The 16762-nt window shown below is 73.4% G+C and carries 5 protein-coding genes; 4 read left to right on the top strand and 1 reads right to left on the bottom strand.

Features of this window, described 5'->3' with window-relative positions:
* Nucleotides 1-31: 31 nt before the first annotated feature.
* Nucleotides 32-376 carry a hypothetical protein gene (locus ACHMXE_RS27655; protein WP_395352608.1) on the bottom strand — a complete coding sequence of 115 codons (345 nt, stop codon included), beginning with the start codon at nucleotides 374-376 and terminating at the stop codon, nucleotides 32-34.
* Between the two features lie 218 nt (nucleotides 377-594).
* Between ACHMXE_RS27655 and ACHMXE_RS27650 the strand changes: the two genes are divergently transcribed.
* The 4 genes from ACHMXE_RS27650 (at nucleotide 595) to ACHMXE_RS27635 (ending at nucleotide 16632) form a co-directional block, all read left to right on the top strand.
* Nucleotides 595-1329, top strand: a complete 735-nt coding sequence (locus ACHMXE_RS27650; RefSeq protein WP_395352606.1) for a secretin and TonB N-terminal domain-containing protein — start codon at nucleotides 595-597, stop codon at nucleotides 1327-1329.
* A gap of 10 nt (nucleotides 1330-1339) precedes the next feature.
* Nucleotides 1340-1900 (top strand): RNA polymerase sigma factor, encoded by a 561-nt coding sequence (locus tag ACHMXE_RS27645; RefSeq protein WP_395352604.1) that lies wholly within the window; start codon nucleotides 1340-1342, stop codon nucleotides 1898-1900.
* Nucleotides 1890-2909, top strand: coding sequence for a FecR family protein (locus tag ACHMXE_RS27640; RefSeq protein WP_395352602.1), 1020 nt, complete (start codon nucleotides 1890-1892; stop codon nucleotides 2907-2909). The genes ACHMXE_RS27645 and ACHMXE_RS27640 overlap by 11 nt, the downstream gene beginning before the upstream one ends.
* A 145-nt stretch (nucleotides 2910-3054) precedes the next feature.
* A complete protein-coding gene (locus ACHMXE_RS27635; protein ID WP_395352600.1) occupies nucleotides 3055-16632 on the top strand; it encodes a filamentous haemagglutinin family protein in 13578 nt (4525 codons plus the stop codon).
* The last annotated feature ends 130 nt before the right edge of the window (nucleotides 16633-16762 follow it).

Below are 16762 nucleotides of genomic sequence, written 5' to 3'. Positions count from 1 at the left end.
GCGGTCGGCACCACCGCGCAGCCTCGTTCCGTCAACGCCCCGGCACCAACGGCGACACCGGCGCCACCGGCGGCGGCCGCTGCGGATACACCGAGGTGCCGAAGGTATTGCCCATGCGGGTGCTGGTGGCCGCGCGGTTGAACAGGCCGAGCTGGTTCGAGGGCCGGTTGGCGATCGCTTCCGAGGCCAGCTGCGGCACGCCGTCGGCGTCGCGCGGCGCCGACGCCGGCGGGCGCATCTTCTGCGTCAGGCAGTCGTAGGAGGGCGCGCGTTCGCCGTTCACCGTGACCTCGACGCACGGATTGGCCGGCGCGGCTTCCTGCGCCATGGCACCTGAGCCGACCAGCATCGCGATCCAGAAGCAGGCTGCGCGCATCGAGGTCTCCGCTTTCCCGAGAAGATGAACCCGCCAGACTAGACCGCCCACAAGTCGCCGCGATGTCGCGAACCCGGGTGCGCGGTGCCTGTCATGGGTCGGTCATGTCAGCCGAATAGCCTCAGGCCGCGAACATCGATCCAGGCCGCGAGGCGGACGGCCGCGCCCATCGCCCACTTTCTCCCCGCAGCACTTTTCCTGCCTTCTTCCTCCGCCTCATGACACGTGCTTCCGCCTCGGGCAGTGCCCTGTCGCTGTCCTGGTGCCTCGTCGTGCTGCTGATGATGGGCGCGCGCTTCGCGCACGCGCAACTGCCCGGTCCGCGCGAAGCGGCCGGCGCGCTGAACTTCGACCTTCGGGCGCAACCGCTGCAGGACGCGCTGGCCGAGTTCGCGCGCATCACCGGCCATTCGGTGCTGGTCAGCAGCAGCCTGACCGCGGGCCGCGACGCTGCGTCGGTGCAAGGGCGCCTCGCGCCGCGCGAGGCGCTGCGGCAATTGCTCACGGGCTCGGGCCTGGTGGCGCGCTATGTCGGCGAACAGTCGTTCACGCTGGTGCCCGAGTTCGAGGCGGAGGCGAACGCGCCGGCCGCCCCGCGCGACGAGGCCCCCGTCGGCAGCGACGAAGCCGCCGCCGAGCTGCGCGCCTATGCGGCCCCGCTGCAATCCTCGATCACGCGCGTGCTGTGCATCGAGCAACCCGATGCCTTCGGCCGCTACCGCCTCGGCGTGCAGTTGTGGATCGGCGCCGACGGCACGGTGCGCGACATCCGGGTGCTCGAGGGCAGCGGCCAGCGGGAGCGCGACGCGCGCGTGCTGCGCAGCCTGCGCGATCTGGTGGTGGATGCACCGCCGCCGACGCTGCGGCAGCCGATCACGATCCTGCTGACGCCGCGCACCGACCCGGCGCGCGATTGCCGGCCCCATCGGCGCGACGGAGCCCGCGCGGGCTGAGGGAGCGCCGATGCCCGATCGCTTCAAGGCCGCGCTGCGGACGCTGTTCCTCGCGCGCTACGCCCAGTTCCGCAAGCACCTGCACATGCGGCTGGGCTCGGAGGACCTGGCCAACGACGCGCTGCAGGAAACCTTCCTGCGGGTGGAGAACAGCACCGTGCGCAGCGAGGTGCGCTATCCCTCGGCCTACCTGTTCCGCATCGCGCTCAACGTGGCCGAGGACCAGCGCAAGAGCAACGCACGCCTGCTGAGCGTGGGCGAGGTCGAGGCGCTCTACGACATGGCCGACGAGATGGCCGACCCGGCACGCGGCGCCGAGGCGCGCGACCAGCTCGTGGCGCTCGAGCGCGCGCTGGCCGAGCTGCCGCGCCGGCGCAAGGCGATCGTGCTGGCCGCGCGCGTGGACGAGATGCCGCACAAGGACATCGCCACGCGCTACGGCGTCTCGGTGCGCACGGTCGAGAAGGAGCTGCGCGCGGGCCTCGAGCATTGCTGCGAGCGATTGGGCCGGGATTTCATCCAGCGCTTCGGTCCTGGCGCCGGAAAACAGTCGAAGCAAGATGAAGGCTGACAACGATGAAGCCGCGCCCTTCGACGAACCCGGAGATCCCGACGCGATGAAGACCCTGCAACGCGAAGCCCAGGCCTGGGCGGTGCGTCTGGCCTCGGGCCAGGCGAACGAGGACGACGCGCGCGCCTTCAAGGCCTGGTGCGCGCGCAGCCGCGCGCACGCGCAGGCCTTCGCGCAGGCGCGCGAGGTCTGGCGCGCGATGGCGCCGGCCGGGCTGCAGCTGCGCCGGCAGGAAGAGCGCGCCGTGCGCCACCGGCTGCCGTCGCCGGGCCGCCGCGCCTGGCTCGGCGGCGCGGTGGCGGCCTCGGTCGCCTACCTCGCGGTGTCGCCGCCGCTCGGGCTCTGGTCGCCGGTGTCCGACTGGAACGCCGACTACAGCACCGCCACCGGCGAGCAGCGCGAGGTGCACGTGGCCAACGGCGTGGTGCTGCAGCTCAACACGCGCACGCGCGTGAACCTGCGCCGCGCGGTGGGCGATGGCGGCGGGGGCGACAGCGTCGAGCTGGTGGCCGGCGAGGCCGAGTTCGACAACGCGGCCCTGGCCGGCGCGCGCTTCATGGTCACGGCCGCGGGCGGCACGGTGTCGGCGCAGCGCGCGCGCTTCAACCTGCGCAACCTCGACGGCGAGGTCTGCGTGACCTGCCTGTCGGGCCAGGTCGAGGTGGCGCGCGGCACGCAGCGCGTGCGGCTCGAAGAAGGGCGCCAGCTGCGCTGGAGCGCGGCCGGCCTGGGCACGGTCGCGGCGGTCGACACCGGCGCGGTCAGCGCCTGGCGCCGGCGCCAGCTGGTGTTCGACCGGGTGCCGCTGTCGGAGGTGGTGGCCGAGGTCAACCGCTACCGCCATGGCCGGCTGCTGATCACCAACGCGGCGCTGGGGCGCACCAGGGTGCAGGCCAGCTTCTCGATCGACCGGCTCGACGACGTGGCCTTCCTGGTGCGCGACGTCTATGGCGCCGAGCTCACGCAGCTGCCGGGCGGCATCGTGCTGCTGGGCCTGGCCAGCGCCTGAGCGCCGGGTGGCGCGCCGGGTTCGTGAAGTTTTCGTGACATGGTGCAGTCGCGTCGCGGCTTCGCTGTCATAGCTCGGTAGACCACGAGGCCGCGGGCCTCGCGGCATCGATCGAGCAACGCAACACGAACCCATGGAAGTCCGCATGCAACGCAGCAGCACGGTGACCCGGCGCCACGAGAGCAGCCCCTTTTTCCTCACGCCCCAGACCCGGCTGCGGCCGCTGGTGCATGCCATCGCGCTGATGCTGGCCGCGGGCGCCACGGTGCCCGCCGCGCAGGCGCAGCGCGCCTTCAGCGCCGGCTGGATGGCGCAGAAGAACATGGCGCAGAGCACCGCGCAGGCGACCGGCCGGCTGCCCAACGGCATGCCGGCCTCGGCGCTGGTGAGCCCGCAGGCGCAGCAGCAGCGCGCGGGCGAGCAGCTGCAGCGCTCGATCGGCAACCTGAACCTCGCGGCGCGCGGCATCGCGGCGCAGCAGGCCGCGCAGGAAGCGGCGCGGCGCGCGGCCATCGCCAGCGGCCAGGGCGTGCCCGACGGCCTGGCCGAGGGCGGCCTGCGCGTGGACACGGCCAGCCTCACGGCCGGCTGGGCCAACGCCAACGCGCCGGTGGAAACGCGCAGCGGCGGCCAGACGCAGGTGACCGTCGCGCAGACCGCGCCGCAGGCGATCCTCAACTGGGAGACCTTCAACGTCGGGCGCAACACCACGCTGAAGTTCGAGCAGCAGCCGAGCTGGGCCGTGCTCAACCGGGTCAACGATCCGCAGGCGCGGCCTTCGCAGATCCAGGGCCGGATCCAGGCCGACGGCACGGTGATGGTGGTCAACCGCAACGGCATCGTGTTCAGCGGCAGCAGCCAGGTCGACACGCGCAACCTGGTGGCCTCGGCCGTCGGCATGAGCGATGCGCAGTTCAGGAAGGGGATCTACAGCGAGGCCCAGGGCACCAAGTTCATCCCGAGCCTGGCCAACGACCTGCAGACCACGGCCAACAGCTTCAGCCATGGCGCGGCCACGGGCGACGTGGTGGTCGAGGCCGGCGCGCGCATCGCGACGCGCCGCCCCGAGACGGTGACCGAGGCCGGCGGCTACGTGCTGCTGGCCGGCCGCGAGGCACACAACCACGGCCAGATCAGCACGCCCAACGGCCAGGTCATGCTGGCCGCGGGCGATGCCTTCGTGATCCGCAAGGGCCTGGGCACCGACGAGAACCAGGCCTCGACCACGCGCGGCAACACCGTCGTGCCGCTGCGCCTCGAGGGCAGCGCCGCCGGGCTGGTGCGCAACACCGGTCTGCTGCAGGCGGAGCAGGGCGACATCACGCTCACGGGCCGCGACGTGCGCCAGCAGGGCGTGGCGGTGTCGACCACCTCGGTCCACACGCGCGGCACGGTGCATCTGCTCAACGACACGGCCGATGCCGCGGGCAAGGTGACGCTCGAGGCCGGCAGCGTGACCGCGATCCTGCTCGACGAGAGCGCGACCACCGCGCTCGACGTGCAGCGCAACGCGATGATCAAGGACTCGGACAAGGCCGGCGACGGCGTCGCGCACCGGCGCGACCAGTCGCTGGTGCGCATCGCCAGCGGCGGCGAGGTCGAGTTCCTCGGCGACTCGCTCACGCTGGCCACCGGCGGCCAGGTGTTGGTCGATGCCACGAAGCGCAGCAGCGTGCGCGAAGGCGCGCGCATCGACGTGGCGGGCGCGGTCGGCGTGCGCGTGGCGATGGAGGCCAACAACGTCGAGATCAACGTGCAGGGCAACGAGCAGCGCGACGCGCCGCGCAACCGCGACGGCCGCGCGCTGTTCAACAACAACATCTGGCTCGACCGCCGCTACCTGGTGCGCGTGCCCGCGGGCACCAACGGCTACGAGACCGACCGCTGGTACACGGCGGGCGGCCTGCTCGAGGTCGGCGGCTACCTGGGCATCGCGGGCCACGGCATCGGCGAATGGTCGGCGCAGGGCGGCACGGTGCAGTTCGGCGGCGGCGAGCTGCGCACCGACAAGGGCTCGAGCATCAACCTCGCGGGCGGCACGCTCGACGTGCAGACCGGCAAGATCCGCCAGACCTGGCTCAAGGGCTCGGACGGCCGGCTCTACGAAGCCTCGCGCGCGCCCGGCGACCTGCTCTACACCGGCCTCTACAAGGGCTTCGAATCGGAGCACAAGCGCTGGGGCGTGACCGACGCTTTCTACAACCCGCTGATCGGCGCCAGGGAGCGGCTGGAGAACGGCTACACGGTGGGCCGCGACGCGGGCCGGCTGGTGGTGGCCACGGCCAAGGCTCAGCTCGAGGGCGACATCGACACCAGCGCCTTCCAGGGCCAGGGCCAGACGCAGGCACGCGACAAGTCATTCGACGGCTACCGCCAGGCGCAGACCGCGGTGGCGCTGCGCGGACAGCTCATCGTCGGCAGGCAGACGCCGGTCTACGACAAGGCGACCGAGGCGCTGCGCTCCATGGAAGACGCGGTGGCGCAACGCATCGCCATCGGCGGCGCGGTGGAGGAGGGGCAGGACATCCACCTCGACGCCGGCTGGCTCGACGCGCTCGAGCTCGGCGCGCTGCGCGTGCATGCCAAGGACGCGATCGCGGTGCGCGAGGCGGTGCGCGTGGCGCCGGGCGGCGACATCGCGCTGCATGCCACGCAGGTGCGGGTCGATGCCGACCTGCAGGCGCGCGGCGGCGGCATCGCGCTGGGCAACGTGTTCCAGAAGTGGAGCGCGAGCCTGGGCTGGTTCGACAGCCTCGCGGCGCCGCTCAAGCCCGAGCTGGCCGCCAACGTGACGATCGCCGAAGGCATGCTGCTCGACGCGCGCGGCCTGTGGACCAACCTCGCGCTCGACCGTGCGGGCACGGCGGGCGTGCCCTTCATCGCGGGCGGCAACATCCGCGTGCAGTCCAGCGGCGACGTGGTGGTGTCGCAGGGCGCGGTGCTCGACACCTCGGCCGGCGCCATCTACCGCGCCGACCACAGCGTGCAGGGCGGCCGCGGCGGCGACATCGCGCTGGCGGCCAATGCCTATCCGGGCGTCGGCACAGGCACGTCGGTCGGCGAACTGGTGCTCGGCGGCGCGCTGCGCAGCCAGGGCATGAAGGGCGGCGGCACGCTGCGGCTGCAGTCGGGCGGCGCGGTGGTGGTCGGCGGCGAGATCGCGGGCGGCCGCGGCGTGCTGGCCGCGGGCGAGGCCGCGCCGGTCGACCTGATCGCGAGCGAGGGTTTCGTGGTGAAGGCCGGCGCCACCTTGCCGACCGATTTCCACTACACGCGCACGCGCGCCCAGCCCGGCGAGGTGCTGGGCGCGGCGCCGCTGGTGGACCGGACGCGGCCCGAGACCCACCTCACGCTCGCCGCGAGCTGGACCCTGCCCAAGCCCGTGGGCAGCAACGACTTCTACAGCCTGCAGACCGCGAGCGGCCAGTCCTATTCGGTCTACGCCTGGAGCCAGGCGCCGACGCTGCCCGCGGGCACGGTCATCGTCAGCCTCACGGGCCAGTTCGGCGGCTTCCCGAACGGCTACGTGGTGCCGGCCGAGGTGTTCCCGCAGGGCATGGGCATCCAGCCGAGCCCGGGCGTGATCCGGGCCGGCACGACGGCGCCGCGCGACCTCGAATTCACGGCCGGCACGCGCATCGCCGCGGGCGGACGCTTCGACCGCGACGTGGCGGTCGGCCGCGTGCTGCACATCGATGGCGAGCAACTGCGCGCGGGCTTCTCGCGCTACGAACTGATCGGCCACCAGGGCCTGGCGGTCGCGCCGGGCGCCGCGCTGCGCGTGGAGATGCCGGTGCTGCGCGCCGACACCACCGCCGCGCGCGGCCTGCCCACGGGCGCCGACACCGCCGGCGTGCTCCAGAGCTGGCTGCCGCCCGAATACACCGAGAACGCTGCCAAGGGCCTGCTGACGCAGCGCCAGGGCGCCGACCTGCAGCTCACGGCCGGCTGGGGCTACGGCTCGCTGGCGCCGCTGGACGTGGGCCGCGACGCGCGGGTGCGGGTCGATGCCGGCCGCGCCATCACGCTCACCGGCAACGGGCAGATCACCGTCGACGGCACGCTGCGCACGGCGGGCGGGCGCATCGAGGTGACGAACTTCGGCTATGGGCTCGACGGCGCCTCGTCGAAGGGCCACGACCGCTCGATCTGGCTCGACGACCATGCGGTGCTCGACGTCTCGGGCGAGGCCCGCATCGCGACCGACGTGCGCGGCCGGCGCTACGGCCTGGTCGGCGACGGCGGCAGCATCCAGATCGGCGGGCGCTACAACGCCAATGCCACCAGCACCGTGGGCGCCGACAACTTCATCGTGGTGCGCCCCGGCGCGCGCCTCGAGGCCTCGGGCACCCGCGCGACGCTGGACCTGCCGCAGGCCGGCGCCACGACCGTCGCTTCCGACGGCGGCCTGATCTACCTGAGCAGCTTCAACGGCCTGTTCCTCGACGGCACGCTGCGCGCCGCTGCGGGCGGCGCGGGCGCGGCCGGCGGCACGCTGGGCCTGACCCTGGAGGCGCCGGCCTATCCCGAGGCCAACCTGCCCGACGCGCGCGTGCGTTCGCTGCGCGAGATCAGGGTGGGTGCGCAGCAGGGCCCCGACTCGCTGCGCGCCGACCTGCGCCCGGGCCAGGCCGATGCCGCGCTCGCCTACGGCCATGCGCGCATCGGCGTCGATCGCATCGAGGCCGGCGGCTTCGACAGCCTCTCGCTGCTGGTCAACGGCGTGATCGCCTTCGAGGACGGCGTGAACCTGCGGCTCGGCCAGGGCCTGCGCATGACCGCGGGCAGCTTCAGCCTCGCGCAGGGCTCGGGCGACGGCTCGCAGGTGCGGCTGGCGGCGCCCTACGTGCGCCTGGGTGGCAATACCGGCCTGGGCCGCGACAAGCACATCCTGCCGATCCCGGTGAACACGCGCGTGCCGCGGCTGGCCGCGGGCTCGGACCTGCGCATCGAGTCCTCGGTGCTCGACGTGATCGAGACCGTGGCCTTCGGCACCGCGGGCCCCCAGCCCGAACTCCAGGGCAACGTGCAGGTCGAGCGCGACGGCTTCGAGCGCCTCGAACTGCGCAGCCAGGGCGACCTGCGCCTGCTGGCCTCGCTGGTGCGCGACCGCACCTCGCTCGAGACCGCGGGCGACCTCGTGCTCGCGGCCAGCCAGATCTATCCGGCCACCGGCGCGCGCGCCGAGATCCGCGCCGGCAAGAGGGGACAGGTCGACACCTGGGGCAACTACCAGAACCTCTACGACCCGGCGCGCAGCCTGCGCGTGGAGCGCATCGGCGAGGGCGAGCCCGCCGTGCCGTACTCGGCCTTCGGCAGCCTGCAGCTGATGTCGGCCAACATCGACCAGGGCGGCGTGCTGCGCGCGCCGCTGGGCAGCGTGGTGCTGGGCCGTCCCGAGGGGCAGGCCGACGACCTCGCCTCCACCGTGCGGCTGCGCGCGGGCAGCATCACCTCGACCAGCGGCGCCGGCCTGGCCATGCCCTACGGCGGCACCAAGGACGGGCTGACCTACGTCCACAACGGCACCGACGCCGGCTACGTGGGCCTCGGCGGCTCGGGCATGGCCTTCGGCGGCGTCACGCTGCTCGGCGAGCGCATCGATGTGCAGGGTGGGGCGCTGATCGACCTGTCGGGCGGCGGCACGCTCACGGGCGCGGCCTTCCTCACCGGCCGCGGCGGCTCCACCGACGCGCGGCTCAACCCGCTGGTGCAAAGCGGCACCGGCCGCGCTGCCTTCGTGCTGCCGGGCCTCGCGACCAACCCGGTCTACGCCATCGTGCCGGGCGCGCAGCCGGGCGCGGCGCCGATCTCGGCCGAGAAGGGCGCGGGCGACCCGATGGTCGGGCGCCAGGTCACCATCGGCGCGGGCGTGCCGGGCCTGCCGCCGGGCAGCTACACGCTGATGCCCTCGACCTATGCACTGCTGCCGGGCGCCTTCCGCGTCGAGCTCAACGGCCTTGCGAGCGGCCAGGCGGCCTTCGGCAGCACGCAGGCGATGCGCAACGGCTCCTACAGCACCGCGGGCCGGGTCGGCGTCGCCCACACCGGCATCCTCGACACGCTGACCACGCAGCTCGTGCTGACGCCGGCCGACCTGCTGCGCACCTATTCCCAGTACAACGAGACCAGCTATGCCCAGTTCGGCCTCGACTGGGCCGCGCGCGACGGCGTGCCGCGCCCGCGCCTGGAGCGCGACGCGGGCCGGCTGACGCTGACCCCGGGCATCAAGCCGCTGGAGGACCGCGGCATCCGCATCGCCGAGGGCACGGTGCGGCACGCGGCCGCGCCGGGCGGCTTCGGCAGCGAGCTGGTGGTGAGCGGCAGCACGCGCATGTTCGAGATCGTGGCCGCGGGCAAGGCGCCCAGCGCGGGCTTCGACGGCGTCACGCTCGATGCCGGCATGCTCAACGGCATCGGCGCGGGCACCATGTCGATCGGCGGCGCGCCGAGCTCGCAGTTCGAGACCGGCCGCAACACCCAGCGGTCCTACCTCGCGAACTTCGGCACGGCCTACCAGGCCGCCAGCGGCATCGTGCTGCGCGAAGGCGCCGTGCTGTCGGCGCCGCAGGTGTTCCTGGTCGCGGGCCAGCGCGAGGGCGGCATCGTGCTCGAGCAGGGCGCGGGCATCGACACCCTGCGCCGCGGCCAGGTCTCCTGGGACTCGAAGGCCGGCTACGTCTTCAAGCCGGGCGATGTCGCGGTGCTCGCGGTCTCGAACGGCTGGCTCGACGTGCTGGCTCCGAGCCTGAGCACCGACACCCGCTACGGCCAGGGGCCGATCCGCATCGGCGTGTGCGGCGGCAGCGTGCGCTGCGGCGGCACCACCACCCTCTATGCCGAGGGCACGATCACGGCCGCGACCGACCGCGCCTTCGAGCTCGGCGACTCGGTGCGCTACGGCGCGCGCAACCTGGTGCTGGCCGTGGGCGGCATCAACGTCGGCAGCGCCGAGGCGCTGGAGCGCGCCCGCGCGGGCGGTGCGCTGCCCTTGGGCATGACGCTCAACCAGCAGGTGCTCGACCGCCTGCTGCGCGGCGACACCAGCACCGGCGCGCCCGCGCTCGAGAACCTGGTGCTGACCGCGCGCGATTCGGTCAACTTCTACGAGTCGGTGCGGCTGTCGACGCTGTCCTCGGCCAACGGCCAGCCCGCGCTGGCGCAACTGGTGCTGACCACGCCGGCCATCTACGGCCATGGCGGCGCCGGCGACGTGGCGCGCATCGAGACCGACACCCTGGTGTGGAACGGCACGGCCTCGCCGGCCGGCGGCGTGATGAGCGGCGGCGCGGGCACCGGCAGCGGCCGGCTCGAGGTCGACGCGCGCGAGATCGTGTTCGGCTACGCGGCCCAGGCCCAGCCCAAGTCGGTGATCTCGCACGACCGCCTGACGCTGGGCTTCGGCACGGTGGCGCTGAACGCCAGCGAGCGCATCACGGCCAACCACCGGGGCAGCCTCGGCGTCTACCAGTCGCAGGGCGCGTGGAACGAGGCCACCAAGGCCTTCGACCGCAGCGGCGGCGAGCTGCTGATCGCCACCCCGCTGATGACCGGCAAGGCCGGCTCGGTCAACGCCATCCGCGCGGGCGGGCGCATCGCGGTGACCACGCCCGAAGGCGCGGTGCTGCCGGCCATCGACGCGGTGGCACCCGAGGCGCTGGGCGCCGAGCTGCGGCTCGACGCGGGCGGCCAGTTGAGCTTCGACACCGCGGTGCGGCTGCCCAGCGGCAAGCTGAGCCTGGTCGCGCAGGGCGACCTGCTGCTGGGCGCGCGTTCGATGCTCGACCTCGCGGGCCGGCGCGTCGATTTCTTCGACGTCAGCAAGTACGCCTGGGGCGGCGACCTCGTGCTCGAGAGCCGCGGCGGCAACATCGCGCAGGCGGCGGGCGCGCGCATCGACCTGTCGGCCCGCAACAACCGCGCGGGCCGCCTCGATGCGGTGGCGCTCGACGCCGGCGCGGGCACGATCGACCTGCGCGGCGCCATCGCGGCCGACAGCAGCGGCTCTTACGACGCGGGCGGCACGCTGGTGCCCTACGCGGCGGGCGACATCGAGCTGCGCGCGCAGTCCATCGCCGACTTCCGCGGCCTCAACGCGCGGCTCAACGAAGGCGGTGCCTTCGGCGTGCGCAGCTTCCAGCTCAAGCGCGGCGACCTGGTGGTCGGCGACGAGCTCAAGGCGCGCGAGATCAACCTCTCGGTCGACGGCGGCCGGCTCACGGTCGAGGGCCGCGTCGACGCCAGCGGCGAGCAGGCCGGCAGCATCCGGCTGGCCGCGCGCGACGGCGTTGCGCTCGCGGGCACGGCGGTGCTCGATGCCAGCGCCAGCGTGCTGCGGCGCGACAGCTACGGCCAGGCCATCGACGCGCCCAATCGCGCAGTCATCGAGCTCGATGCCGGCAGCGGCACGCTATCGATCGCCAGCGGCGCGCGCATGGACCTGCGCGTGGCCGGCGCCGCGAAGGACTACGGCACGGTGGCGCTCAACGCACCGCGCCGCGGCGCCGACGACGTGGCCATCGAGGCCGCGGGCAGCATCGCGATCCAGGGCGCGAAGTCGGTCGCGGTCAATGCCTTCGTCACCGACAAGAGCGCCGCGAAGGGCACGGACGCGAGCGTCGACGGCCGTACCTACCAGGTCATCGACCAGGCCTACCTCGACCGCCTGCACGGCCAGAGCGAGGCCTTCATCGAGGCCGCGCTGCGCAACGGCGCGCTGATCGACGGCCGCCTCGCGGGCCTGCGCGCGCAGGGCGAGCGCTTCCACCTGCGCCCCGGCGTGCAGATCGTGACCGATACGGCGATCAACCCCGATGGCGACCTGCACGTGGACGGCGACATCGACCTCTCGGGCCACCGCTACGCGAGCCTGAACCCGCGCACGCCAAAGACCCTGGCCTACGGCTCGGGCGAACCGGGCGCGCTGGTGATCCGCGCGCCGGGCAACCTCGAGGTCTTCGGCAGCATCAACGACGGCTTCGACGGCTCGCGCCTGGTGCGCGGCGCCACGCCCGACGACAAGGGCTGGGTCCTGCCGAGCGGCCGGATTCCGTTCGGCGGCGACCTCGTGATCCCGCACGGCGGCCTGGTCACGCTCGACACCGGCACCGGCTTCGAGCAGGGCCGCACGCTGAACTTCGACCTGCCGGCCGCCGCCGTCACGCTGCCTTCGGGCACGCTGCTGCCGGGTGCGATGGTGCTCGACCAGCCGCTGACCGTGCCCGCGGGCCTGGTGCTCGGCGCGGACGTGCGCGACGCCGCGGGCCGGCTGCTGCACGCGGCCGGCTCGGTGCTCGGCGAGCCCGTGACGCTGCCGGCCGGCACGCGCCTGGCCGCGGGCTTTCGTCTGCCGGCCGAGGTGCGCATGGCCGCGGGTATCTGGCCCGCGGGCGTGGCGCTGCCGGTGGGCATGTCGCTGTCGCGCCCGCTCGCGCTGGCCAAGGGCGCGGTGGTGCCCTCGGAAACCCAGGTCAAGCTGCCGGGCGGCGTGGAGATGATCGACCTGCGGCCCGCCGATGCCGACGGCAACCAGGGCCGCACCTGGGCGCTGGCGCCGATGCTGCCCGCGGGCTCGCTGTCGTGGGACCTGCGCCTCGTGGCCGGGGCCGACCTCGGCGCCGCCGACACCCGCCTCGCGCAGCCGCACGCCACCGGACGGCTGCAGCTGGCCGACACCCACTTCGGCCTCGGCTCGAAGGTCAGCGACGTGCCGGGCACGGGCTCGCCGGCCACCTACTTCTGGGGACCGGACGCCGGCGCGAAGCTGGTGATCGATTTCTTCGGCGAGTACGTGCTGAGCTTCCAGATCGTTCCGGGCACGCCCATGACGCCCGAGCAGATCGACGAGATGCGCATGTGGGGCATGGTCGTCAACGACCCCGCCGAGATGAACGACTACGGCTACGGCGAATACGCCACCGTCGACAAGCCGGCCGTGCCGCCGGACCGCGTCGCGGCCTACCACCCGGCGCGCGAGCAGATCTTCAGCGTGCTGCGCACCGGCACCGGCGACCTCGACCTGGTCTCGGGCGGCGACATCACGCTGCGCTCGCCCTACGGCGTCTACACGGCCGGCACCGCCACCGCGCCCGGCGTGGGCGGCGCGGCCGACCGGCGCTACGACCAGCAGCGCGGCCTGCTCAAGGACGGCTCGATCCTGTTCCCCATCGAAGGCAAGCCCTACGAGCACCTGGTCGACGGCGGCGCGCGCAGCCTCTACGCGGCCTGGTATCCGGAGCAGGGCGGCAACCTGCTGCTGCGCGCCGGCGGCGACCTGCGCGGCGACCTGGTCGGCAGCGGCGGCTCGCTGCGCGTGGGCTTCGAGCTCGCCGAGATGCGCGGCCAGATCGGCTCGACCGCCACCGGCACCTGGCTCTGGCGCCAGGGCAGCGGCAGCGTCGCGACCGGCGCCGACGCGCTGCCCGCGGCCTGGTGGATCAACTTCGGCACCTACGTGGCGGGCTCCAACGGCGAGTACTACCCGTACCCGAACAACAGCTTCTACAACGACCCCTACCTCGTGGGCTTCACCGGCTTCGGCACGCTGGGCGGCGGCAACCTGGTGGTGGAAGCCGGGCGCGACGCCGGCATGATCGGCCCGCGCGGCGAGGTCTATTTCAACGACGGCGCGATGCAGGGCTACACCAGCCGGGTGCCGCGCAGCGAAGGCCTGCACCTGGCGGTGGCCAGCACCGGCCGCATGACGCCCGCCGGCGAGCTCGTGCTCACGGGCGGCGGCGACCTCGACCTGCGCATCGGCGGCAGCCTCAATCCGAACGCGGCGCTGCGCAGGAACGAGCACGACCTCAACAGCACGCTGGTCAACCTGCGCGGCGCGCTGCGCGTGCAGGCCGGCGCCATCGGCGGCCTCGACGTGGGCGCGGGCACGCGCGACCAGCTCGACTCGCGCGGCGGCGATCCCTACAGCACGGGCCGCGCCGGCGCCAGCGGCGGGCCGGTGCTGGTGCTCGGCGACGCGACCGCGCGGCTGGACACGCGCGGCGACCTGGTGCTCGGCGGCGTGGCCGACGCGGGCCGCACCCGGCTGCTCAACGCCACGCCGTTCAGCTACCAGGGCCAGGCCTACACCGGCCAGGGCTTCAGCTGGTTCTCGCTGTGGACGCCCGCCACCGGCGTGGACCTGTTCAGCGCCGGCGGCAACCTCACGCCGACCACCGCCTGGGGCGAGGGCGCCGTGAACGAGGACGTGGTGAAGGCGCGCCGAGACAACAACCTCGGCGCGACCTACCAGGGCCACTTCTATCCGTCGATCCTGCGCGCGGTCGCGGCCAGCGGCAGCCTCTACTACGGCGTGGGCACCGCGGGCCTGGTGGCCAACAACGGCGCGGCCTTCACGCGCACCGAGTTCGGCCTCACGCTCTCGCCGGCACCGCAGGGCGCGCAGTACGCCAACGTCACCGGCAAGGGCGTGCTCGAGCTGCTGGCGCGCGACTCGATCCAGGCCAGCGGCTATGCGATCACCGCGTCGACCGCCGACCCGGCGGCGCTCACCAGCCCGTTCCGCCCGGGCTTCATGGGACTGATCGCCTACACCGGCGGCGGCCCCTACGGTCTGAGTCCGGTGGTGGTGCACAACCTGCATCCGTCGGTGACGAACGACCAGACCGACTGGCTCATCGGCTTCAGCGGCCGCTACACGAACGCGCCGTTGTTCACCTTCGCGAGCCAGGCCACCTCGGCCTATGCCGCGGCGGGCCAGGAGGCGGCGCGCTACTACGCGGTGGAGGGCGACATCGTCGGCCTGCGCTTCGGCCAGGCCGCCAGCCTCGGCTACCTGGGCCGCGACGGCACGCGCTACGACGGCTCGATCCCGGTGGCGGTGCGCGCGGGGCGCGACATCACCGACTCGGGCACGCGCCTGGGCCAGAAGGACACCATCGGCACCGGCCGCGGCAACCTGATCTCGCACGGCCTGGCCGACGACATCTCGGTGGTCGAGGCCGGCCGCGACATCCGCCACAGCAGCTTCTACGTCACCGGCCCGGGCCTGCTCGAGGTGACGGCCGGGCGCAACCTCTACTTCGCCGACCGCGGCGAGGTCAAGACGCTGGGCGCCGTGGTCGACGTGAAGCCCGGCGACCGCAGCAGCGGCGCCAGCGTGGCGGTGTCGGCCGGCATGGGCGCGGGCGCCGACTGGCAGGCCTTCGCGAAGCGCTACCTCGATCCGGCCAACCTGGCCGATCCGGGCCAGCCGCTGGCCGACCAGCCGGGCAAGGCGGTGGCGCTCTACCACGGCGCGCTCTCGCTCGCGCAATGGCTGCAGCGCGAGTTCGGCTACGAAGGCGGCGAGTCCGGCGCCGACGCCTTCCTGGGGCGCAAGCAGGTGGAGCTCGACCGCGAGCGCCAGCAGGCGCTGTCGCGCGGCGACAGCGCGCCCAACCGTTCGCTGGCGCGCGAGTACCGGCTCGAGAGCCGGCTGCATCTGGTCAACTGGCTCACGGATCGCTTCGGCAAGGCCAACCGCCTCGGCCTGCACTTCGACGCCGCCACCATGGACGCGCGCGCCTTCTTCGCCGCGCTGCCGGCCGAGCAGCAACGCGCCTTCCTGCGCAACGTCTACTACGCCGAGCTCAAGGCCTCGGGCCGCGAGTACAACGAGGAGGGCGGCAAGCGCCGCGGCAGCTACCTGCGCGGCCGCGAGGCCATCGCGACCCTGCTGCCCGACACCGACGCCGAAGGCCGGCCGCGCAGCTACGAGGGCGATCTCACGCTGTTCAGCAGCGCGCTCTACATCGACGGCTACGTGGTCAGCAACGGCGTCGGCAAGGACCGTCCGACGCCGGGCAAGACCTACATCAGCAAGGCCGAGTGGGAGGCGCTGGGCAGCCCGGGCTACGACGTCAACTTCTACGACGTGCTCGACGCCGGCATCCACACCCAGTTCGGCGGCGACGTGCACGTGATGACGCCGGGCGGGCGCACGCTGGTGGGCGTGGACGGCGGCTTCGTGCCCGGTCCGGGCTCGGGCGTGATGACGCAGGGGGAGGGCGACATCAACATCTACGCGCAAGGCAGCATCCTGATGGGCCAGAGCCGCGTGTTCACCACCTTCGGCGGGAACATCCTGGGCTGGTCGGCCGGGGGCGACATCAACGCCGGGCGCGGCGCCAAGACCACGGTGGTCTACACGCCGCAGCGGCGCGTCTACGACGGCGTGGGCAACGTCACGCTGTCGCCCAACGCGCCGACCACCGGCGCGGGCATCGCCACGCTGAACCCGATCGCCGAGATCCCGCCGGGCGACATCGACCTGATCGCGCCGCTGGGCACCATCGACGCGGGCGAGGCCGGCATCCGGGTGTCGGGCAACGTGAACCTCGCGGCGCTGCACGTGGTGAATGCCGAGAACATCCAGGTGCAGGGCAAGTCCTCCGGCATCCCGGTGGTGGCGGCGGTCAACGTGGGCGCGCTCTCGAACGCCAGCGCGGCGGCCGCGCAGGCCGGCATCGCGGCGCAGGACTCGCTGCAGCGCGAACGCGCCGAGGCGAGGAAGGCCTTGCCCTCGGTGTTCACCGTGCGCGTGCTGGGCTTCGGCAACGAGGCGCCCGAAGGCGCGCCGGCCGGCGGCGGCGCGCGCGAACGCGGCACCACCGGCGCCGCCTACGACCCCCAGGGCGTGGTGCAGGTGCTCGGCGCCGGCGCGCTGAGCACGGCGCAGATGCAGTCGCTGACGCCGGGCGAGCGCCGCAACCTGAAGCCATAGCACGAAGGACCGCGCGCCATCCGCCGCGTCATTCCGGCAAGGGCCTCCCGCGTGGAGGCCCTTCTTCTTGGGCGCGTCGAAAGCCGCGTGCAGGACCCGTCCGACTTTTCTTGATGAAGTTTTCGTGACA

The organism is Variovorax sp. UC122_21 (assembly GCF_044056785.1).
Lineage (GTDB): Bacteria > Pseudomonadota > Gammaproteobacteria > Burkholderiales > Burkholderiaceae_C > Variovorax.
The sequence above is the reverse complement of the archived record's forward strand: the minus strand, read 5'-3'. Positions and strand labels throughout refer to the sequence as shown.